Annotated in this window: 17 protein-coding genes; 6 read left to right on the plus strand and 11 right to left on the minus strand. The window is 70.3% G+C overall.

Annotation, left to right across the window (positions count from 1 at the left end; translation table 11 throughout):
* Nucleotides 1–11: 11 nt before the first annotated feature.
* From ACFYS8_RS06185 to ACFYS8_RS06230, 10 genes are all read right to left on the minus strand, one after another.
* Nucleotides 12–857 carry an ABC transporter permease gene (locus tag ACFYS8_RS06185; protein WP_387636413.1) on the minus strand — a complete coding sequence of 282 codons (846 nt, stop codon included), beginning with the start codon at nucleotides 855–857 and terminating at the stop codon, nucleotides 12–14.
* A complete protein-coding gene (locus ACFYS8_RS06190; RefSeq protein WP_387636416.1) occupies nucleotides 854–1,804 on the minus strand; it encodes an ATP-binding cassette domain-containing protein in 951 nt (316 codons plus the stop codon). The genes ACFYS8_RS06185 and ACFYS8_RS06190 overlap by 4 nt, the downstream gene beginning before the upstream one ends.
* Complete coding sequence (locus tag ACFYS8_RS06195) at nucleotides 1,797–3,038, minus strand: hypothetical protein (RefSeq protein ID WP_387636419.1); 1,242 nt, start codon at nucleotides 3,036–3,038, stop codon at nucleotides 1,797–1,799. Before ACFYS8_RS06195 ends, ACFYS8_RS06190 begins: the two co-directional genes overlap by 8 nt.
* The gene (locus tag ACFYS8_RS06200; protein WP_387636421.1) at nucleotides 3,035–4,099 is read right to left on the minus strand and encodes a thiopeptide-type bacteriocin biosynthesis protein; all 1,065 of its coding nucleotides are present in this window, start codon (nucleotides 4,097–4,099) and stop codon (nucleotides 3,035–3,037) included. The genes ACFYS8_RS06195 and ACFYS8_RS06200 overlap by 4 nt, the downstream gene beginning before the upstream one ends.
* Nucleotides 4,099–6,750, minus strand: a complete 2,652-nt coding sequence (locus ACFYS8_RS06205) for a lantibiotic dehydratase (RefSeq protein ID WP_387636423.1) — start codon at nucleotides 6,748–6,750, stop codon at nucleotides 4,099–4,101. The genes ACFYS8_RS06200 and ACFYS8_RS06205 overlap by 1 nt, the downstream gene beginning before the upstream one ends.
* 93 nt (nucleotides 6,751–6,843) lie before the next feature.
* Nucleotides 6,844–8,391, minus strand: a complete 1,548-nt coding sequence (locus tag ACFYS8_RS06210) for a SagB family peptide dehydrogenase (protein ID WP_387636425.1) — start codon at nucleotides 8,389–8,391, stop codon at nucleotides 6,844–6,846.
* Nucleotides 8,392–8,561: 170 nt separating this feature from the next.
* Nucleotides 8,562–10,490 carry a TOMM precursor leader peptide-binding protein gene (locus tag ACFYS8_RS06215; protein WP_387636428.1) on the minus strand — a complete coding sequence of 643 codons (1,929 nt, stop codon included), beginning with the start codon at nucleotides 10,488–10,490 and terminating at the stop codon, nucleotides 8,562–8,564.
* Nucleotides 10,491–10,670: 180 nt separating this feature from the next.
* A complete protein-coding gene (locus ACFYS8_RS06220; protein WP_387636431.1) occupies nucleotides 10,671–10,844 on the minus strand; it encodes a hypothetical protein in 174 nt (57 codons plus the stop codon).
* Between the two features lie 105 nt (nucleotides 10,845–10,949).
* A complete protein-coding gene (locus ACFYS8_RS06225) occupies nucleotides 10,950–12,929 on the minus strand; it encodes a TOMM precursor leader peptide-binding protein (RefSeq protein ID WP_387636433.1) in 1,980 nt (659 codons plus the stop codon).
* 620 nt (nucleotides 12,930–13,549) lie between these two features.
* Nucleotides 13,550–14,221, minus strand: a complete 672-nt coding sequence (locus tag ACFYS8_RS06230; protein WP_387636436.1) for a MerR family transcriptional regulator — start codon at nucleotides 14,219–14,221, stop codon at nucleotides 13,550–13,552.
* 267 nt (nucleotides 14,222–14,488) lie between these two features.
* Here ACFYS8_RS06230 and ACFYS8_RS06235 point away from each other — a divergent pair, with 267 nt between their 5' ends.
* Together ACFYS8_RS06235 and ACFYS8_RS06240 are read left to right on the plus strand one after the other, a co-directional pair.
* Nucleotides 14,489–15,838 (plus strand): YhgE/Pip domain-containing protein, encoded by a 1,350-nt coding sequence (locus tag ACFYS8_RS06235; RefSeq protein ID WP_387636439.1) that lies wholly within the window; start codon nucleotides 14,489–14,491, stop codon nucleotides 15,836–15,838.
* Nucleotides 15,839–16,057: 219 nt separating this feature from the next.
* Nucleotides 16,058–16,504, plus strand: coding sequence for a MarR family winged helix-turn-helix transcriptional regulator (locus ACFYS8_RS06240; protein ID WP_387636442.1), 447 nt, complete (start codon nucleotides 16,058–16,060; stop codon nucleotides 16,502–16,504).
* Between the two features lie 12 nt (nucleotides 16,505–16,516).
* Here the strand turns inward: ACFYS8_RS06240 and ACFYS8_RS06245 are convergent, their stop codons facing one another.
* Nucleotides 16,517–17,284: an SDR family NAD(P)-dependent oxidoreductase gene (locus ACFYS8_RS06245; RefSeq protein WP_387636444.1), complete on the minus strand. Its 768-nt coding sequence runs from the start codon at nucleotides 17,282–17,284 to the stop codon at nucleotides 16,517–16,519.
* Between the two features lie 244 nt (nucleotides 17,285–17,528).
* Between ACFYS8_RS06245 and ACFYS8_RS06250 the strand changes: the two genes are divergently transcribed.
* The 4 genes from ACFYS8_RS06250 to ACFYS8_RS06265 all read left to right on the plus strand — a co-directional run bounded on the left by ACFYS8_RS06250 (nucleotide 17,529) and on the right by ACFYS8_RS06265 (nucleotide 21,859).
* On the plus strand, nucleotides 17,529–17,999 hold the full coding sequence (locus ACFYS8_RS06250; protein ID WP_387636447.1) for a hypothetical protein: 471 nt from the start codon (nucleotides 17,529–17,531) through the stop codon (nucleotides 17,997–17,999).
* Between the two features lie 187 nt (nucleotides 18,000–18,186).
* On the plus strand, nucleotides 18,187–18,870 hold the full coding sequence (locus tag ACFYS8_RS06255) for a VWA domain-containing protein (RefSeq protein WP_387636449.1): 684 nt from the start codon (nucleotides 18,187–18,189) through the stop codon (nucleotides 18,868–18,870).
* Nucleotides 18,871–19,034: 164 nt separating this feature from the next.
* Nucleotides 19,035–19,898, plus strand: coding sequence for a protein phosphatase 2C domain-containing protein (locus ACFYS8_RS06260; RefSeq protein WP_387636452.1), 864 nt, complete (start codon nucleotides 19,035–19,037; stop codon nucleotides 19,896–19,898).
* Complete coding sequence (locus ACFYS8_RS06265; protein ID WP_387636455.1) at nucleotides 19,895–21,859, plus strand: hypothetical protein; 1,965 nt, start codon at nucleotides 19,895–19,897, stop codon at nucleotides 21,857–21,859. The genes ACFYS8_RS06260 and ACFYS8_RS06265 overlap by 4 nt, the downstream gene beginning before the upstream one ends.

The following is a 21,859-nucleotide window of genomic DNA, read 5'->3' on the forward strand; positions in this document are numbered from 1 at the left end:
AGGCCTGCCGATCAGGTCATGTCGCGGCGCGAGACGAGTAGCGCGGAGAGGCCGAGGAACACCACCACGTACGCCGCCAGCACGATGCTCGCGGTCAGCGGTCCGGCAACCGAGACGACCCCGGGGATCGACGTGTTGGGCTTGCCCGACGGGTCGAGGGCGGTGGCGAGGGAGCCCGCGCACGGGCCGATCAGCAGCTTCTGGACGCCTTTCAGTGCGGACAGGGTGCCGGCCAGTCCGGACACCAGGTTCTCGACCGCCAGCAGCCAGAGCAGGCCCACTCCGATGGCGGCCCCAGTGCCGCGCAGCAGAACGCCCAGGAAGATGCCCAGGCTCGTCGCGGCCGTGCTGATCAGCCAGATGGCGCCGATTCCGGCCAGCAGCGTCGCCGTGTCCGGCCAGTGCGCGGGCCGGCCGGTGAGCGCCGCGATGAGCGCGCTCGCTCCCGCGCCGACCACCACCACCAGCACCGAGATGCACAGTGACGCCGCTGCCACGGCCCCGGCCTTCCCGAGCACCACCGAGGTGCGGCTGGGCCCTTGGACCAGAAGCGTGCCCCAGGTCCCCCATCGGTGCTCCCCGCCGACGAGGACGGCGCCGAGGATCAGCATCAGCGCACTGCCGAACATGGGGTACAGGCTGACGGTGCCGGACAGGAACTTGTCCGGCAGCAGACCGTTGATCAACTCCTCGGGATCACCGGACGATCCGATCGGCTTGTTCCTGATGGCCAGCCAGATGATGTACGGGACCGCCATCCCGAAGGCCACCGACAGCGCGACCCACGCCCCGCCGATGATCCAGGCGCCGGGGCGCTTTCGCGTCGACAGCAGCTCTGCTCGAAGGACACCGTTCATCGGTTGGCCGCCTCCACGGGTGCCGGTTCAGTGGGCCGGTGTTCTTCGACCAGGTCGAAGAACACGTCTTCCAGCGAGAGGACCCGTTTGCGGAGTTCGCTGACCTCCAGTCCGTTCACCACGAGCAGCCGGTTGATCGCGGCGGCCTCACCGGGGTCGACAGCCACCTGCAGTTCCCCGTCGACGACCGTCGCCGAGCGGACGGCCGGCAACTCGCGTACCAGCTCGGCGGCGCGCTCGGGCGCGTCCACGGCGACCGTCAGCCCGCCTTCGCCGACGCCCCGGCGGAGTTCCTCCACCGTGCCGTCGGCGATCAGCCGGCCCCGGCGGATCACACCCACCCGGTCGCACACGTGCTCCACCTCGCCCAGCATGTGGCTGGACAGAAGTACCGTGCGGTTGTCGCGGCGCAGCCCGGTGATCAACTCCCGCATGCTCGCCATGCCTTCGGGGTCGAGACCGTTGGTCGGCTCGTCGAGGATGAGCAGCGCGGGGTCCTTCAGCAGTGCGGCGGCCACCCCGAGTCGTTGTTTCATGCCGAGCGAGTACGTGCGGAAGGCGGCGTCCGCCTTGGCGGCCATCCCGACCTCCTCGAGGACTTCCCCGATGCGGGTGGCGGGTACGGACGCGTATCCGGCGAGGATGCGCAGGTTGTCCCGGCCCGACAGGTGCGGGTACAGGGCCGGGGCCTCGATCAGTGCCCCCACCCCGCGCAGGCTGCGCGGGGTCCCGGCCGGGTGGCCCAGCACCGTGGCGGTTCCCGAGGTCGGCCGGATCAGCCCCACCAGCATGCGCATGGCGGTGCTCTTTCCTGCCCCGTTGGGGCCGAGGAATCCGTAGACCTCCCCGCGGTGGATACGCAGGTCGAGGTCGAACACGCCGGTGTCCGGGCCGTACTGCTTGGTCAGTCCGCTGGTGCGGATCGCGTAGTCGTCGCTGTCACTCACCGGTGGTCCGCCGTTCGCTCGAGCTGCCGCGGGCGACGGCTGAAAGGACACCGGCGGCCACCGCGGTCTCCGCGGCGAGAATCACCACTGCCCACGTCGGCCCTACCCAGTGCTGAAGGCTGCTGAACCACACCGACATCATCGCGCCGTAGGCCGAGAGGAGAAGGAGGAGGGAGACGCTCCCGTAGAGGGCGTAGGTGCGGATGTCGCGGGGCGGGTAGGCGCTGAGGCTTTCCCGGGCGGCCGGGTCGCGCCAGCGCAGTCGCAGCCGCCAGAACCGGAAGGACTCGCGGCGCAGATCGGCGATGTTCAGCGCGTGGGTGAGCATCACGTAACCATCCGATCGTAGAACTGGCAGCAGGCTGATCGCCGTGGCACCACTGCCGAAGAGCAACAGACCGGCGGCGAGCGGCCGGCCGAACATGCCGTCACCGGCCAGCCACCACCAGGCCGCCACCGGCACCAGCGCCAACCAGCTGACGAAGATGCCGGCGAACGCGGTGCCCACCCGGGCCCTGCGCCGCTGGAACAGCACGATGTCGTCCGTGCGACAGTAGGGGACCAGCATGGGAAACCGCCAGCTGACTCCGATCTCCGTTACCCTGCCGCCGAAGTGACGACACGTCACGCCGTGGGCGAACTCGTGCAGCACGGTGATTCCCCACACCACGAGCGCCGAGAGCGGCAGGGTGATCACCGGGTGCTTCTGATGCGTCGCCTCGTGGGCCAGGGCGCCGACATGTGTCCAGACGAACAGCTGGACGGCGGCCAGCAGGACGAACGCCGGGACCAGGAACGCCGTGCGGAAGGCGAAGGACAGACGGCTCGCCAAGGCGGCGCACAGCTGATCGGGGCGCAGGATCACCCAGCGCCGGCGCAGCCAGCCCTGCCGCGCCGACTGTTTCGCCTCGTGGGCCTGCTTCAGCCTGTCCAGCGCCGCGTCGTCGGCGTACCCGTCGAGCAGTTGGTAGCGGCCGAGCATGGTGAAGATCTGCTGCCAGTGCTCGGGGCCCAGTCTGCGGTCGAAGGTGTCGACGTAACTGCGCCCGATGTCCTCGATCGTGTGCTGTCCGTCCATCAGTCCCATGACGAAGTACTCGCGGGAACCGACCCGGTAGTAGCAGCCGGTGCGCGCGTCCTTGACGTGGTGAACGGTCCTGGGGCCGGAGCGCATGCCCGGGCCGAGTGCCACCTCCGGCCGGAGCCGGGGCCGGTCGTGGGCGGTGCCGGTCACCGCTGCGCCTCCTGCGGAGCCGTGTCGGACAGTGCCTTGCACAGGATGTACGACAGGTAGATCTCGTCGAGGATGCTCACCCCGAGCCGGTTGTTGGTCATGTGGACGTAGGAGCTGAGCACGATGGCCAGTGCGACCTGCGGGTCCTGCACGGGTCCGTCGCGGAAGGTCAGGGACCCCGCGTCGGTCATTCCCAGTACCTTGTCACGGAGTTCGCCGCAGTGCGCGAGCCACGATCGCTCCAGCGGGGTGGGTGCTGTCGAGGAGGCGTCCCTGGCGCTGTCCCGCACGTGCTCCAGCCGGGCCACCAGCCGGTCCTTCATCCGCTCGTAGCTGCGGTCGAAGCGCTTGTGCTGGTCGTCGCTGGGTTCCTGGTACGAGGCCTCCCACATCATGCGGTAGTTGACCAGGAAGCGGGCCACCGCCTCCTCGTCGCGCAGGAACGCGAAGCACAGTCCCGCGGTCAACTGCGCGGCCTGGCCCAGCAGTACGGTGCGCACGTGCACGTTGGTGGTCTCCAGCAGGGTCATCACCGTCTCGCTGGATTCCTGGAAGTGCCACTCCGCGAGTTCCATTCCGGCCGGGCCCCCGTACCGGTCCAGTTCTCGTTCGTAGGGGATGCGGGCGACGCTGTTGTTGTCCCGGAACGGCATCGTGCCCTCGGCGCCGTACAGCTCGTTCCAGCGCTCCTCGCTGTACTCGGCCAGGAACATGTTCTTGTACAGGTCACCGCTGGCGTTGCGGTCCTCCTCGTACAGGGCGGGGCGCTCGCGCAGGTACGACTCGAGTGCGGTTCGCGCGGCCTCGGCGACCTTCGCGATCGCCGACGCCTCGGCCGGCAGCAGGCGCAGCCGGATGTGCGGGCCCTCCAGCCAGTAGCGGATGAAGAACCACGAGCGCAGCAGACCCTGTTCGCGCAGGCTCTCCACCAGCGGCCGCACGCAGTTGACCAGCACCGGGTTGGCGTTGGCGGCGTAGAAGACGTGGAGGCTGATCCAGCCGTCGCCGTCCGGTTCCGCCTCGATGTGCCCGCCGTCGTTCGCGTCCTGATCGGCGCCCATCACCGCTCCGCATCCGTTGCTTTGATTCCGTTGAGTTCGACCGTGAGTTCGGTGACGTACCGGTGCCGGTCGTCACGCAGCCACAGCTGGTCGGGGCCGGGCAGCATTTCGGTGAGTGTCACCGCCGAGTCGCTCTTGCGGACTGCGGCCTCGAACAGCCGGAGGCACGTGTACGAGTCGAAGTCCACGTACTGCGGCTTGCGTTCGCCGCCGAGACCGGCGAACACGTGGCGGGGCAGCCCGGCCGCCCGCTGCCATTCCCGCCATGCGAGGAACCACTCGTGGTCCGGTTGGCCGGCTGTCGCGGGCGGGAGCTGGTCGGCGGCGAACCGCCAGGACTTGCGTTGCAGCACCACGTTTCCGAGCCGCACGCGCGGAGTCGCGCCGTTGTCGCGCTCCGGGATGCCGGTGCCCTCCCACAGGTCGAGTTGGACCATGGTGGTGGAGGAGAAGTTGAGCAGTACCTGCTGCACCTCCGGCAGTGCCATCGGAAGCAGGAAGCCGAGGTAGACGGGAATCACCTCGACGCCCAGTGCGCGGGACCGCAGAAGCAGCCGGTCGGTGGCCGCGTCGTGCTCGACGACCAGGTCCTCCACCGGGATCTGTTCGTGCGGCGGCCGGAAGCTGGTCTCTCCGGGACAGACGATCTCGTAGGGCGTGACGACCGGATGCAGGTTCAGGTTCGTCGTGTCGTAGCCGCCCTTCAGTTCGGCGAACACGGCTCCCTCCGGCACGGCGTCGTCCAGCGACCGGCGCAATGACGTGGTGAGGCCCTCGTCGAAGCAGTGCGCGAACCGCGAGAAGAGCAGGGTGAGTCCGGAGTAGACCCGGTTGACGACCACCAGCGGGTCCTCGGTGCCGTCCTCGGCGATCTGGAGGAAGAAGGACAGCGAGCGCAGGCGCTCGTGCCCGGGCAGCAGCCCCTCCACCGTGGCCAGGAAGTCCTCGTCCAGCTCGACATCGGCTCCGGTGGCGCAGGCGCTCCGGTAGCGGAGGTCCATCTCCCGGGCCACCGCGGCTCGCGCACGGTCGACCGCCGTGATCTCCTCCTGCCGGAACCAGTTGTCGTAGTGACGGAAGTCGGTGCCGTCGAAGCGCTGGTGGCGCATCAGCCGCTTGTTGTAGTTCTCGTAGAAGTCCTGGTTGAACTGGTGGGCGAACGAGAGGAAGTCCTCGCAGCGCCCGCCTTCCCCGTAGCGTGCCCGGAAGAATCCCTTGGTGACGAGTCTGCGTACCAGGTTTCCGTCGAACGCCGGGAGGATCCTGGCGAGTTGCTGGAGCCCGGGGGTGAGTTTCCGGGTCCAGGTGGAGGCGTCACCGGTCACCGTCAGTCCGGGCAGGGTGGTGTCCTCGTAGACCAGGGTGCGCAGCACCGGGGTGTCGCCGCGGCCCGCGAGACGGTGCGCCTGTGCCGCCGACTCCCTTATCCCGGAGAGGAGTTCACGCCTCTCGGGCAGGCCGGCGTCGGCGAACCGCTCGACGTCCGCACCCATCCGCCCGACGAGCACGGCGATGTCGTCGGCCCGGCCCGTTCCCAGCCGCGACAGCCCCTTCCGGTACGTGGCGACCGGGTCCGGGTCGTGGATGTCGATGTCCAGATCCGGCACGACGAGCAGCCCCAGCCTGAGCAGCTGGGCCAGGTACCGCTCCACGTCCTGCTCGGGCCGCTTGCCGTCCATCGCGCACAGCTGTCGTACGGCGTCGCCGAACCGCAGCGTCCTGCCGTCGCGGAACAGCGTGAGGACATCGGTGATGGCCTCCCCGCCCGGCAGGTAGAAGAGACTCTCGTGCACGGCGTCCAGGGTGACCGCGGCATCCGCGTCGCCGTCGGCACCGCGGAGCTTGCGCAGGTAGCGAACCCGGTCGCGGTGCACCTGTGTTCCGCTGGTGGCTCTCACCGGCAGATCGCGGCGGACCTCCGGGTTTCCGGTGAGCTGGTCCGACAGTCTGGCGAGCAGGGCGATGTTCAGCCGGGTGCTGCCCTGCTTGCCCCAGCCGCGGACGGAGGCGGTGAGCGGCCTGCCGTCGCTCTCCGCGAAGGCGCCGGCGGACACGGCCGTCAGCGTGCTGAACGGGCTGGTCTTGCACGCGGTGCGCAGCAGGTACTCCAGCAGCGACCGCTCGATGCGTCGTTCCCGCTTACTGAGCGGTCCGTCGGCACGCCGCAGGAAGTCGTCCAGGTACTCGTCCAGCGACGGGGACGACAACTGGACGCCGTGGCGCAGATCGGTCTCCGTCGCGACGCGGCGCAACTCCCTTCGGACCGCGGCGATTTCGTCGCCCAGGACTCCCGAACCGGTCCGCAGCAGTTCGTCATGTCGTTGCCGGTCGGCCGACCACGCGTGCAACTCGTCGAGTTCGTCGGCCGAGAGCAGCGGTTCGGCCGCGGTCAGGCCGCGCGGGGCACGGGCGTTGAAGACGTCCCGACGCAGATTGATCAGTGCCCGTCGCGCCTGGGGATCGTCGAGGTTGTCGGCCACGCGTTCTTGCAGGGAGTCGGCGATCCGGGCTGCGCGCTCGCTCAGCCGGTGCCGCGCGTCGAGGACGCCGTCCCCCCATGCCGCGGTCGCCGGAGTCGCCAGAGCAGCCGCGGTTTCGAAGGGAAGACCACCGACACGCAGCATGAACCTCGGCACCAGGTGCCAGGTCACGTGCTCCGTGCTCCGGTGATCGGGCGGGGTCGCTGCGGACGCCGTGCGGGGCATCGTCGATGGCGGCGCGCTGGATTTCACGGATCAGCCCTCTCAGACCAGCCGGTAGTCGTAGTCCGCGCTGTCCGCGCGTTCGTGGCCGAGCAGCACGAACAGGAAGGTGCGCTCGTCGCCGTCGTCGAGGCCGACCGCCTCGTCGATGGCGATGTTGTCGAAGCCGAGCACCACTCCGCAGCCGACGTTCAGCGCGGCAGCGGTGGTGTACGCCGTCTGTGACAGGGCGCCCACCTCGGAGTTGAGAACGCGGTAGCCGCGGCTGCCGTAGGCATCGAGCGTGCTCTGCCACCGGCCGGAGATCGCCAGTACGGCGGCGACCTGCTCCAGGTTGTAGTTGCTCAGGTAGTAACTGCGCTGCAACTTCTCGGCGAGCGGCGTCTCGGACACGACCCGCAGCCGGTGCCCGGCGGCGTCGTAGCGGTAGGTGCCGCTCGGCAGGCCGGTGACGCGGTTCGCCAGGACGTACAGACCCGTCAGCCCGACTTCGTCGGGCACCACGTCCGAGAGGTACCGCTGCCCCGCCGCCGTGCCCGCCAGCACGGTCGCCAACTCGTCGAGGTGCAGGGGGCGGGAGCGCGTGAACGAGCCGAAGCTGGTCCGCCGCGAGCGCAGGGCCTGGCCGACGTCCCGGCCGAGCCGGCCGGTCAGCGGCTCGGGCAGGTCGACCTCCTCGCCCCCGGCAGGCTTCCGCGGCACGAGGCCGCGGGCCACCGAGGGCTGCGGGCGCTCACGGCGGTCCGCCAGGACCGCGCGGTGCACCTGCTCGATCTGCTCGAAGGTGCGGGGCCGGGCCGATCGCTCGAAACTCGGCCGGTCGATGAGACCGCCGCGGTCCACCGGATCGACCTGGGCCGCCCGGTCCGCGGGTGGGCCGAACGGCATCGGCACCACGGCCAGTACCGTTTCCTGATCGGTTTCGAGTCCGAGCAGGCGGTTCAGCCGCTCGTCGTCGAACCACAGCGTGCGAGTGAGGCGCCGGCCCGTTCCCCGCGCGATCAGTTCCCAGCATCCCAGCAGCGCACCGGCGTCCTGTGTCACCACGTGGTAGCAGAAGCTGTTGTACTTGAAGGAGTTCTTCCAGAAACGCACGGTCACCACGAGGAACCCGTCCGCCGCCCCGTCCCCGTCCCCGGACTCGCACGCCGCACGGACCTCGTCCGTGAGGTCACCGGCAAGCAGCCGCTCGAAGCTGTGATGCGCCGTCGAGTAGTGGTAGACACCCGGAAGCAGCGGGCTGCCGGGCCCGGCCACCCAGTAGACCTCCAGCGGGTACATGCCGCCCCCCGAGGCGGTACCGCGCCCCCACAGCGCCTCCGGGTAGAGCACCCGGACATGGCTGTCCTGGTTCCAGCTCACCCGCAGCCTGCGGTCGAGCACGCCGTACGACAGCCGCAGCAACGTGGCGAGGGAGTCGAGGGTCCAGGGCGCCCCGTGGCCGACGGGCGGTTCACCGAAGAGAACCTCCGCGGTGTCCTCCAGCGCCAGATCGACGCCCGCCGGGAGCGGGAAGCGCCGCACCCCCAGGTAGGTCTTGTGCCGGGACGGCTGGTCGTCCCAGTCGGGGGTGAAACCGACCGGCTCCATCGGCTCCCGACCGCGCCGGAACACAGACTCGACATAGCCTTTCACGACCTGCGTTCGGTCTACGGACACCGGACTTCCTCCTTCGGCCCGCGGGCGGGCCGACGTGACGGACGGGACTCACTGCCGGGTTCCGCACCGGACGGACAGCGCGCGGAACCCGACGGGACGGCTCAGGGGAACGGGTGCGGCCTGCGGTTCAGCCCCGTGGGACCGAACCCCTCGTCACGGGCGTGGATCTCGGCCAGTTCTCCGTCGAGGTACGCCAGGAGCCGCGGATGGCCCAGCACGCGCTGCCGCTCCCAGCCGAAGTCGATCGGCACCAGCCCGGGCGCCAGTACGCACAAGGTGCGGATGCCGGTGCCGTGCTGCTCCGGGCAGGTCTGGTCCACCGCCACGACGTCGCTGCCGGCCTCGCGCAGACGTTCCATCACGAACCGGGCGTCGTCCGCCAGGTCCAGGGTCGCGGGTCGCTGCGCGAGCCACGGACCGTACAGCTCGTCCATTGACCGGAGCGGTGCCGCCTCCAGCAGGAAGTCGGCCGTCGACGCCATTTCCGGCAGCCCGTACAGCAGTGCGTGGTGAGTGAGCTCGTGCACCTGGTTGTAGTCGGCGGCCATCTCGCGCAGCGCCGGCAGCTTCGCCTCCACCCGTTCGTCCATCCCCGGGATGTAGGACGCCGTCTCCGCGATGGCGGCGCGCACCGCCTCCACCGGGTCCAGGCTCGCGCCGGCGGCGAAGCACAGCTTGCCCAGTCCCCCGTCCAGGCGCTCGGCCACCGCCATCACGGCGGGCACCGGGACGTCGACGCGCATGTCGAACAGCCGCATCCGGTAGCCGAGCCGGGCCACCCGGTCCAGGACGAACCTGATCTCCTCGTCGACGAGGGTCGACTGGTCGATCTCGGGCAGTCTGGCCGCGCCGTACCAGCAGAGCAGGAACGCGTCCCGCTCGATGAGTTCGAGCATGCCGTGCAGCAGCGCCTCTTCCACGCTGCTGCCGCTGGCACAGCCGTTGGAGCACTCCTGGACGAACTTCCGGTCCGGCCGGCGGTCCAGGTAGAAGACGAACTGCTCGGGCACGAGCAGCGGACGCTGCTCCCCGAAGGAGTAGCCCCACACCCAGTGGGTCGGGGTGTCCGGGTGGTACGGCTGGTAGTAGTCGTGGTGCCCGGTGTAGAACTCCGGACTGTACGAACCCATCGCCATGGGGTCGAGCGCGTTCGGCTTCAGTTCGTTGTAACTGGCGTACGTCTGCGTCTGCTTGGCCCGCGGGAACTGCCCGGCGTACCGCTCCATGCCTTCCAGGACGCCGTACCGCTCGCTGCTGGCCGAGCTCTGCGACTGCCCGCTCCACCACATCTCGTGGTAGTCGTACTTGCTGCGGACCCGGAAGTACCCGCTGACCGGCAGAGTGGCGCTGCACTGGTACACACGTCGTGCCGCGCTCGCCAGCGCTCCGCACACCTCGTTCACCAGACCGGCGGTCGGCAGGTTCAGGTCCGCCGCCGACGCGCCCCGGTAGCTGGTCGGACCCGGCTTCGGCCGGGGGCTCAGCGGGAGCATCGCGCCCTCGGCGGTGTCCGGTACCGGGGTGGCGCACCGCTCGCACTCGGAGTCGGCGACCAGCTCGTGCCGGTTGACCGTCAGATCGCGCAGTCGCAGTTCCACGATGCGCCCGATCCGGCGGTCCCCGGGGGCGAGTCGGCCGTCGGCCGTCTCCGTGCGGACGATCTGGGCGATCTGTTCCATGGCGAAGGGCGTGAGCAGGGCGTCGTCACCCGCCACCCACACGTCCGCGCCGTCCTCGACCGGCTTGCGCTCCTCGACGGGGCGCAGCGCCAGCCAGCGGCGTTCCAGGCAGAGCCCGCACGGCTGACTCGTACCGTCGGCCCGGTGCAGCGGCCCCATCAGTACCGTTCCGCCGTACAGGCGCACCGGGTAGACCAGACCGTCGGCCCTCCGCGCCCCGCTCGGCGCGTGGCGCTCAGGCAGGCCGAGCACTCCGACGTCGACCGTGACGCCCGCAGCGGCGTACCCGGCCAGATGGTCGCGGACGACCTCGACCACCCCGGGGCCAACCGGGACCGTCACGGTGGTCACCGCGCTCGACTCCACATTCATCCGTCCACCCAGTCGATGAGAAGATAGGGGTGTGCGGCTGCTTGCCACTTCACGGACAGACCCCTCCTGTCGACGGGGACCGTCCTGCCAAGCAGCCGCACGTTTTCAGCCCATGTGCCGGGTCCCGGGCAGGTGCCCGGCGACCTGGTCAGCCGTGGGTCAGCTGGTGCTCGAGGAGCAGGAGCAGCAGCTGCTGGTGGAGCAGGAGCAGCAGCTGGAGCAGGAGCAGCTGGAGCTGGACCAGGCCAGCTCGACGGACTCGTCGGTCATCTCCTCGACCTCGAACGTCGCGCTCTCGAGAGCGCTCAGCTCGTTCATGAGCTCAACGGACATGGCAATCCTCTTTTCTCGGGATGTGCTCGGGTTGTGCCACCCGGAACGGGACGTTCCGAGAACCGTGGCGCGCCTCGAGTGGGCGCGGACCGGCCGACTGTCCGGCTACTTCGCGGCGAGCAGGACCGTGCCTGTGGTCATTCCGCGGACTGCCCTCAGATCGATCGGTGTGGTGTCGACGAACAGCGCGCGTGTTCCCTCGGCTTCCAGCCGGGCGAGCGCTTCGGACATGGGCACGTCGAGTTGGTCGAAGGACCACTCGGTCTTCGCGTCGGCCGGGACGAGGACCCTGGGATCGAAGTCCGCGATCAGCGGGTCGCCGAAGTCCATGGGTGCGCCCTCGTAGTGCCGGCCGACCGCGAGTCCGACGGCGTCCCGCACCGCTTCGCGTACCGCGGCACGTACGGACAGAGCCGAGCCGACCGCCCAGTCGACCTTCCCCTCGGAGTCCTCGACCATCGCGAGAACGGCGAAGGACGGTGCGGCACCGGGCAGCGCCCACACCCTGGCGGACCGGCCGATGGGCCGCAGGCTGCGCAGCGCGAAGGCCGTCTCGTCGTCGGTGCCGAGCCACTCCTCGGAGAGCGGGACGGCCGGCTCGCCGCCGCGTACCGCAAGGACGAGTCCGCGATGGGCGAGCGCCGAACACAGTCCTCGCTCCCGCACCTCCTCGGCGGTCCAGCCGACCGCCGCGCCCGCGGGGCTCGGCTCGAACGTGAGGAGGGAGTTGGCCGGTGACAGCGGGTGGACTGCCGCGGCCGGCACCTGCCACCGGCTTTCGTCGTACAGGGACACGGCGGCCACCATCGGACCCGCCGCCCGCGCACCGGCCGTGGGCAAGCCGCTGAACAGGCCGAGCCGTTCGGCCGGGACCGCTTCGGCGTCGGCCGCAGGTCCTCCGTCCGGAAGCCCGGGGGAGCCGAGCCGGCCCACGTAGCAGGCGACTGCCGACCGCACCGAACGGGTGCGGGCGACGAGGGCCGTGTCGATGTCGAACGCGACGATCTCACGTGCCGCGTCGGTCAGGGCCAGGGCCGGACCCAGCCGCACCCGGCCCGTCTTGAGCGGGATCTGCCGAATCGATTCGTCGGTCCATCCGGACATGACGCCCAGTTCCGGGGAGACCAGAACGGCCGCGCGTCCATAGGCGTCGCTGTCGTCCGCGGGCGCAAGCACCTCCTCGGGCGGCACCGCCTGGTGGCGCAGCGGGCATCCGGGATGGGGCAGCACGCGTTCGCGGCGGGATTCGAGCGTGGTCAGGTCCTGGATCACGGCGTGCCGCTCGTCATCCATCTGCAACTGCCCGGTGCGCAGCCGGAAGATCTCGAACGCCAAGGCGTTGCCGACCATGGACTGTGTCACCGGATCGCCGCTCGGGGCCCCGGCGCCGGTCGGGCCGAGCGCCAGTCGGCGCCAGAGGTCGGCCGTCCGGCGCGGATCGGAGTTGGCCGACAGGCGAAGCTGGGCGCACACCCAGCACGGCTGCTCACCGGGTCCGGAGATCGGACCGACGACCATGCGGGTCGGGTCGGCCACCACCGGGATCAGTCGAGGACCCTGCGGAGCTCCGTGCAGGCGCCTGGTCAGGTCGAGCACGGCGCTGCTGTCCGACTCGTCGGCGACCGCCACCACGACGTCGAATTCCGTCAGGTCCTCGGGAGTTGACGGCAGCACCACGACCTGTGCCGGTGCGCCCGCGTCGGCGAGCCCGGCCGTCTCGCTCTCGAACTCCCGTCCCCACGCCGCGTCGTCCAGCGACACCTCGGCCAGCCCGTTGCGCAACAGACCGCGCACCGCCGCCGCCGCGACACCACTCGGTGAGCCACTGACCAGGACCCGGGAAGAGCGGAAGCGCGCGAACAGCTCCTGTGGCGTCCGCTGGTCCGCGTGCATGAAATGTTCGACGAAGTTGATCTGCGGCGCGAACCTGTCCAGCACTTCGGCCGGCAGCGTCCCCGTGCCCGCGCCCGGAACAGCACGGGCGAAACCCCTGTCGAGCAAGGTGCGCATCAGGCCGACGGCGGTCTTGCGCCGGTTTTCGTCCAGGCCTTCGCATATTTCCTCGACAGTGCGTTCACCCGTCATTCGGGGGCCGAGGACAGACATCCATTCATAGGCGCCCGCGCCTTTGAGAACACACGATGTCTCTGAACTTCTCAGATAAATTCCGGTGTCGACGCGAAGGAATACAACGTCATTGCGCAACCGGGGTCTTACGCCTGCCAGAGGTATATCTTCGGCGGTTCGCATAGCGTCCTCTCGCGGGATCATGCGCCGACTGTGGGGCGACGCTACGCGCGTCCACCGAGGAAGAGTGTGTTGGTTGGTCTAGGGCACGTCAACACTCTGTGCAAATCTCGGCAACCCGTGCCCGATTGGACCACTTTTGTAGCCATGGGCAACGCCGCGCGAATGCCGGATCGTAGCGACACCATCACCGATTGCACTTTCGCGCCCCGCAAAATGGGTGATCGGAACCCATTGGTCTCGACCAAAGCCCTTGACCGGCCATCCCCGGAAAGCGCGATCGGCGCGGGCGCCGCGGTTCACGTACCGGCTCCACCGCGCCGCGGCCCCCTCCACAACCCACGGCGGCCGGCCCGGAGAGGCCTTCAACGATGGTGTCGGTGCGGCGGAGGCCGGCGTGGCGGCGCACGCGAACTCGCCGACGCACCCGAGGCCGAACCGGACGAGCTCACCGCCACCTACTCCGGGTGTGCCGTGGACCGCGGGTCCGTTCCGTCGCCGGTGCGGGCCCACGCCGCGCGGCGGCGGGACTCGTCCTCCTGGGCAAGGCGGCGCAGCACGGCCAGGACGGGTTCGAGGAGCAGGACGACGATGGCCGCGTGTTCGGCGAGCCGGAGGCGGTCCTCGATGTGTTCGAGCCGGTCGAGGTCCAGTCGGGCTGCGGCGGCGGCGAGTTCGGCGTAGGGCAGCAGTTCCTCCGTGCCGTACTCCATGCCGAGGCGGTTGAGGTCCATCAGGCTGGCGGCGAGTGCTCTGCGGTGCGGCGATTCCTCGGAGATCTCCCAGCGCATGGCCTCCAGCAGCTGGTCGACCCGCGGCGCCTGCTCGTCGACCGCGTCGGTCTCGGCGGCGTCGACCGGAGTGGGCAGGGCGTAGTGGACGACGCGGAGCGTGTCCAGCGGTTCGAGCGGCTGGTCGATCGCGGTGAGGACGTCGCGGGCGGCGGAGATGGACAGGCCGCCGCGGGCGGTCAGGGCGCGGATCAGCCGCAGGCGCTCGGCGTGTTCGTCGCCGTACAGGGTCAGGGTGGCCCCGAGGGACCGGCCGGGCGGCAGCAGGCCTTCCCGCAGGTAGTACTTGATGGTCCCGACCGGTGTCCCGGTCAGGCGGCTCAGGTCGGAGATCCTCATGCGCTCACTCACTCGGCTGTTCGGTATGCGCCCAGTCTTCCAGACCCCCAGATGGACACCCCTGTTCGGTAGTGCCACTATTGAGCTAGAAAGTGAAGGTTTCTAGCAAGCGTCCAGCCAGGCGCGATGCCGGAAACCGCTCACTTCCGCCCCTGAGCGCCACCCCGACGCGACATCGCAACTGGAGCACCATGCCAGCCCCACGCCCCACCGGACCCGGGTCCCACGAACAGGCCCCCGCCACCCGCCACCGCTGTGGGAGGAGCCATGTCTGAACCGCCCCACGCGCTCTCGGCCAGCGCCCGCGGACTGCTGCGCAGGAAGAGCCTGTGGCTGCCGTCCGCGGTGATCCTCGGCCTGCTGTCGTTCGTCCTCTCCCTGCTGTACCTGGGCGCCAACAACAACCCGGTCGGCTCGATGAAGGACCTGCCGATCGCACTGGTCAACGCGGACCGGGGCACCCAGGTCGCGGGCAAGCAGGTCAACCTGGGCGAGCAGATCACCCCGCAGATCGCCCAGGACCCCGGCTCGAAGGGCAAGGTCGCCTGGAAGCAGGTCGACCGCCGAACCGCCGACGACCTCCTCGCCAAGGACAAGGTGTTCGGCGCGCTCGTCATCCCGGACGACTTCTCCGCCTCCGTGGCCGCCCTCGGCGGCCCGCCCCAGCACGATCCGCACCCGCCGACCATGACCGTGCTGACCAACCCCGCCGCCGGAAGCTTCGGCTCGAGCATGGCGTCCGAGATCAACCGCCAGGTCGTGCACACCGTCTCCACCCAGGTGGGCCAGGAGCTCACCCGGCAGCTGAGCCAGCAGGCCCAACCGCACGCCGCCTCCGGCTCCACCGAGCACCCCGCCGCCCCCGGCGCCGCCGCACAGCTGATGATCGCCGACCCGGTCAAGGCCGCGATCGAGGAGGGCCACCCGCTCGGCGACCACAGCGGCCTCGGACTGAGCGCGTTCTTCTACACCCTCGTCCTCGTCCTCGGCGGCATGCTGGGCGCCAACGTCATCCACACCCAACTGGACACCGCACTCGGCTACATCGCCAGCGAAAAGGGCCCGTTCCGCACCACCAAGCCGGTGCAACACATCAGCCGGGTACGGCACTTCGCGGTCGGCTCGGTCCTCATGGTCGTCCTGTCGATGGCGACCTCCGCACTGGCCATGGCCGCCGCCGTCGGCGTCGTCGGCATCGACGCCTCCCACCTGCCCCAGCTGTGGATCTTCGGTACCTGCGCCACGGCGTCGATGGGCATCACCGCCCTGGCCCTGCTCGCCGCCTTCGGCACCCCGGGCCCGATCATCTCCATGCTCGTGCTGATCGGCCTGGCCATCCCGTCCGCCGGCGCCACCATCCCCCTTGAGGCACTGCCCGGGTTCTACCGGTTCCTCGCCGACTTCGAACCCTTCCGCCAGGTCGTCGACGGCGTCCGCTCCATCCTCTACTTCGACGCCCAGGCCGAGGCCGGACTGGGACGGGCCTGGAGCATGGTCGGCATCGGCTTCGCCGTCTCTCTCCTCCTCGGCCTCGCCATCACCCGCCTCTACGACCGTAAGGGCCTGCACCGCACCGCGCCCCACACACCCGCACCGCAACCCGCCCCGATCGGCTGACCCGCCCACGCACCGTCCGACGCCGGCCCCGCGCCGGTGCCGGACCGCCGGTGCACCGCCCCCGTATGCCCGCACGACACCTGGAAGGCCCCCGTGCCCCGGCACACACCCGAAAGAACTCCCGCTCCACCCGGCCGAACCACACCGAAGACCCTCGCCCGCGCTCCCCGCCCCGAGACCCCTCCCCCGGCCGCGCCGTCCCCGCAGCCACTCGGCCGCATGTACCGGATAGCCACCCTCTGGAAGACCCGGCTGGAGCCCCTCCTCAAGCGGCACGGCCTCACCGCCACCGGCTTCCATGTGCTCGTCACCCTGCGCCAGGCCGGGCCCGCCCACAGCCTGACCACCGGCGAACTGGCCGCCCTCGACCTGGTCACCTGCTCCGGAATGACCACCCGCGCGGACAAGTTGGAGCAGCAACGACTGATCGTCCGCGAACGCGACGACCACGACCGGCGCATCATCCACCTCAGGCTCACCGAACACGGCCTCGACCTCGTCGACCACCTCCTCGCCCACTACCGCGCATGCGAACAGCGCCTACTGGCAACGCTCGACGCCGACGAACAGCGGACCCTCTCCAAGCTGCTCGGCAGCATGGAGCACTCCCTGCGACACGACGGACAGACCCTCGTTCCGCACGTGCGCTGCGACGGCCGCGACTGATCTTCGCTCACGTCAGGAGGAAGCTTTGACGGCGGACCAGCCGCCGTCCACCACGAGGGTCGTACCGGTGATGTAGGAGGCGTCGGAGGAGGCCAAGAAGGCCACCGCCGCGGCGACCTCCTCGGGGCGGCCGAAGCGCTTGGCGACGGTCTCGGCCACGCTGTTCGCCCGGCCGACCTCGTCCACCCGGTCCCAGGCCGCCGTCATGATCGGGCCGGGGAGCACGGTGTTCACCCGGACCTCGGGCCCGTACTCCACGGCGAGTTGACGGCCCATCGAGCACAGCGCGCCCTTGGCCGCGGCGTACGCGGGGTGGCCCGGGATGCCGACGAGCGCGTGCACCGAGGAGGCGAGAACCAGCGAGCCCTCGCTCGCGCGCAACAGGTCGGCGAAGGCCCGCACGGCGAGCCAGGATCCCTTCAGGGTGACCGCGAGCTGGCGGTCCCACTCGTCCTCCGCCAGTTCGTGGGCCGGCTTGACGGTCACGGTGTAGGCGTTGCTGAACAGGACGTCCAGGCGCCCGTAGCGGTCCCGGACGTGTGCGGCCAGTCCGTCCCACACGGCGGCGGCGGACACGTCACCGTGCCGGTACTCGGCCCGGCCGCCCTCCCGGACGAGGGAATCGACCAGGACCCGGCCGGCGTCGTCGTCGATGTCGACGGCGATCACCACGGCGCCCTCGGCGGCCAGCCGCCGGGCCGTCGCAGCGCCGATGCCGTTGGCGGCGCCGGTGACCAGGGCGACCCGCCCATGGAATCTGCGAGGTGTCTGCTCGGGCATGGCCTCACCGTAGCCCTTGGCACTGATTGCGGAAATATCCAGGCGAAGAGGCGGCGGCTCAGGTGGAGCGGACTGGTTTCGGAGGCGCCCTGAGCTTGGGCTCGGACTCAGCTCCCGATGGTGCCGAGCAGTTGCCTCAGGCATAGGCGGATCGCCAGAACCGGTGAAGGACCGCCAATGCCCTGTGCCAGGCTTTCGACGTGTGTCATCCTGCGCAGGGCGGAACCGGGCGGCGGGGGGACTCATGGGCAAGTCGTCAGACGAAGCGCTGTTCTTGGCGGCCCGTGCCGCGCACCGCGTCCTCCATCACATGGTGGTGGAAGGAGGTCAGGCCAGGGACTTGGAAGCCGACGTCCAGGCGGCCGGGCCGGCGATGTTCGGGGTGCTGAACGCGTTCCTGCGTAACGTCATGGAGTACGTGTTCAACGGCTCGGAGCCCGTCGAGCACATCCACGCCTACCTGGTCCAACTCCAACAGGCCCATCCGTCGGAACTGAAGGCCCTTCAGCCGCAGCCGATGGCCGTGTTCGTCAAGGAACAGATCGGGCCCGGCGCTCCTCCGCCCGGACAGTCCCGATTCCAGGTGAACGACGGAGTCGTCTACCAGTCCCGCCTGATCGCCGAGTACACGGCCAAGCACGAAGGCTTCTCACGCGACCAAGTGGAGTTGTACCTGCAAGGTGCGACAGCCCGATACGTCACGGGAGGCTTCTGAGCTTCCGGTGACGGCCTGGCACGTGTCGCCGAGCTGTCCCGAGTCGCACGCGACGCCAGGACCGCTCTCTCCGGGGCGAGCCGGCCGCCGAGGATTCCTCGCGGTGTCCTGTGCGCGGAGTCCACGGTCTCGCCACCCGACTGCAACTGTCAGAAGCTTGTGGGGATGCGGCAAGGGGGAAATACCGATGCCAGATGTCAGGGGCGTGTTGCTGCCCGCCTACGTGGTGGCCGACGAGTCCGGATCGATGGCGGTGTGCGAACGGGAACTGGCAGACGGCCTGGTCTCGCTGCACGAGGCGCTGCGGGGCGCACCGATGATCTCGGCGAAGGTCCGGCTGGCGATCCTGGGCTTCTCGGACGACGTCGAGGAACGCCTGCCGCTCTCCGACGTGCGCAACGAACTGCAGTTGCCCCGCTTCGTCATCCGGGGGCTGACCTGCTACGGCGCGGCCTTCGAGGACCTGCTCGCGCGTATCCCCGACGACGTCCGCCGGTTGAAGCAGGAGGGGTACCAGGTGCACCGACCGGTGGTCTTCTTCCTGAGCGACGGGGCCCCCACCGATGGGGAGTCGTGGCGGGAGCCGCATGGGCGGTTGGTCGATCGGAGCATCACCAGGGCGGCCCCGAACATCATCGCGTTCGGGGTGGGCCAGGCCGAGCCGCGGACGATCGCGGAGATCGCCACCCGCCCCGACTTCGCGTTCGTCGCCGTTCCCGGGACAAACGTGGGGAAGGCCATCACCGGGTTCTTCGAGACCTTGACGCAGAGTCTGATGGAGTCGGGCGGTGCGCTGGCGAGGGGCGCCGGCGAACTGCTCGTCAAGCCGCCGGACCCCAGCATCATGCGCGTACCCATTGACATGGTGTGACCATGAATCTGCCGAACCCTCGCCCGCAGCCCCGGACACCGGCAACGCCGGTCGACCTCACACCACCTCGCCCCGAGACGCCACCACGGCCGGAGACGCCACCACGGCCGGAGATCCCGCCGCGTCCGAAGGCGCCGCCCGACCCGACCGTCTGGCCACCGATCGTGGTCGACCGCGCCGGTGCCGTCTTCGAGCCCAGGCCGCCCAAGGGGCGCAGCTACCGTGCGGACACCGAGTCCGACGGCTGGTCCACGCCCCGCGCGCAGCTGCGCATGGCCTCCGTCCGCGGCAATGCCCACCGTTACTACGGCAAGCCGCGCCAGGACTCGGCCGCGGCGGCCGTGCACGCCGCCTCGGGCACGATCGTGTTCGCCGTCGCCGACGGGGTGTCGGCTGCCGAGGTCCCCGAACTCGGTTCCGCGCTTGCCTGCGAGTCCGCGCTCGGAGCGGTGCTCGACCGACTGGACGCCGGTCAGCGCCCTGTCGAGTGGGCCGCCGTCCTGCGCGACGCGGCCGCCGCCCTGCTCGAACGCGGCGCAGCCCTGCTCGACGACCCGGCCCCCGACCCGGCGAAGGTGGAGCGGCTGCTCGCCACCACCCTCGTGGTGGGGACGGCGTGCCCGGTCCCCGGCGGCCTGGACGTGGCCCTCTCCCGGGTCGGCGACTCCGGGGCCTGGGCCCTGGATCTCCACCATGCCGCGTACCGCGCGCTGTTCGCACCCAAGTCGGCTCCGGACGCGGAGGTTGTCTCCAACGCGGTGGTGCCGCTGCCCCGCTGCCCCGAACCGGCGGAACTGGCCGGCTGTCAACTCACTGCGGGGCAGGTCCTGTTGGTGGGCACCGACGGATTCGGCGATCCGCTCGGGGACGGCACCGGCTTGGTGGGCGCGCTGTTCGCCCGGCAGTTGGCCACCGAGCCGTCCGCCGCTTGGCTGGCACACGTCCTGGACTTCTCCCGGGAGACCTTCGACGACGACCGGACACTGATCGCTCTCTGGCCGGTCGCCGAGCCGGGGCCCCTGCCGTGACCTCGCCGGCTCCGACGGTCCGCCTCTCCGACCTCGTCCTGGGCGCGGAGCTGGGAAAGGGCGGCCAGGGCGTGGTCCGTTCGGTCCGTTCGGTCCGCGGCCGTCCGGCCGGCCTGGCGTCGGCCGTCTACAAGGAGTACCTGCCGGCCGTCCTGCCCTCCCTCCGCTCCGGGGTGCTGCAGTCCATGGTCGACCTCCCGGGGGTGCCGGACGACGATGCCCGTTGGCTGCGCGAACATGCCGCCTGGCCCGACGCCCTGGTGACCCATCAGGGCGCCGCCACCGGCTTCCTGATGCGGAAGGTGCCCGAGCGGTTCAGGTTCGACTACCGGGGGCTCAGCCCGGTGGGTTCGGAACGCAAACCCGCCAACTTCGAGTTCCTGCTCAACAGCGACGACTACGTGGCCCGGATCGGCCTGAAGATCACCCCCCGTGACCGGCTGGCGCTGCTCCGGGAACTGGCCCGCACCCTGGAGCGGATGCACCGACTCGGCATCGCCGTCGGCGATCTGTCGCCGAGGAACGTGCTCTTCGCCACCGGGCCCACCGCCACCTGCTTCTTCCTCGACTGCGACGCGATGCGCTTCCGGGGCGACAGCGCGATGCCTCAGCTGGAGACCCCGGAGTGGCAGGGCCACGACGGGGAGGAGAAGGCGACGCCGCACAGCGACGCCCTCAAGTTCGGACTGATGGCCATCCGGCTGATCGCCCGGGACCAGAGCGCGACGGACCCCGGGGTCCTGTCGTCCATCGACCCCGAGCTGGCCGCCCTGGCCACCGGAAGCCAGTCGCGGCCGGACGCGCGCCCGACCCCCGGCGAGTGGCTCCCCGCCCTGGAGCGTGCCCTCGTCAACGCCTCGACCAAGCCCGCCGCACCGTCGCCGCGGCCCCCTTCGCCGCCCCCACCCCGGCCGGCCCCACCCACCCGACCGCACACGGCACGACCGGGCCCGGTGGGGCCGGGCCCGGTGAGGCCGGGTGGTGCACCGGCACCCGCGCCGACCCCACCCACCACCGTCCCGCCGGTCCCGCCTCCGAAACGCGGCAAGGCCGTCGGCTGGCTGCTCGCAATCGTGGTCGCTGCAGCGTTGCTGTTCGGCTCGTCGGACGGCGACTCCACCCCGCGGTCCGACCCCGCCCCACAACCCCCGGTGTCCCACTTCGTCGTCCCGGAGCCGCCGCCGATCGTGCCGCCGGCCTCCGTCCTGCCGACTCGACCGGCGCCGGATCCGCCCAGCCCGACCGTCGAGAGCCCGACCGTCGAGAGTCCGACCGCGCCACCGCCCGACCCGATCCGGACCGCCCGGGCGGGTCAGTGCTTCGGCGCCGACGGCAGCGGGCAGGACGTCCGACTCGAACCGGCGGACTGCGGCAACGGGGTGTTCAAGGTGCTGCGGGTCTTCGAGGGCACCACGGACCGGAGCCGCTGCGACGACATCCCCGCCGACACGTGGAACTTCTCCTACCCGGGCTACAACCTGGTCCTCTGCCTGAGCTACCAGTACGAGCACGGCGACGCGTACTACGCCCGGCCCGGTCAGTGCGTGTACGGCGAGCCCGGCACCTCGTGGGTCCAACTGTCCTGCCAAACTGGCGCCTTCACCGTCCTGGCACGCCACCAGGGGCCGGCCGACGCCAATTTCTGCGGCGCCGCTCCGAGCGCCCAGAAGGTCATGCAGTTCCCGGTCCCCCGCTGGGACAGCCAGAGCGTGACGCTCTGTCTGGAGATGCGCTATCCCGACGACCTGGGACGGGCGGTGGTGAACCAGTGCCTGGCCCAAACCGGCCCCGCCAACCACGCGACCTTCACGAAAGCCCCCTGCGACCGGGCCAACGTGATCGTCGTCGGCCGGACCAGTACCTACAACGCCCCGGGATTCTGCGGCCGTTACGGCTGGGGCACCTGGTCCCCTAAGACCTACACCGACCTGGCCTACACCGTCTGCTACCGGAACCTCTGA

It is taken from the genome of Kitasatospora sp. NPDC004615 (assembly GCF_042873545.1).
In the GTDB taxonomy this organism is placed as follows: domain Bacteria; phylum Actinomycetota; class Actinomycetes; order Streptomycetales; family Streptomycetaceae; genus Kitasatospora.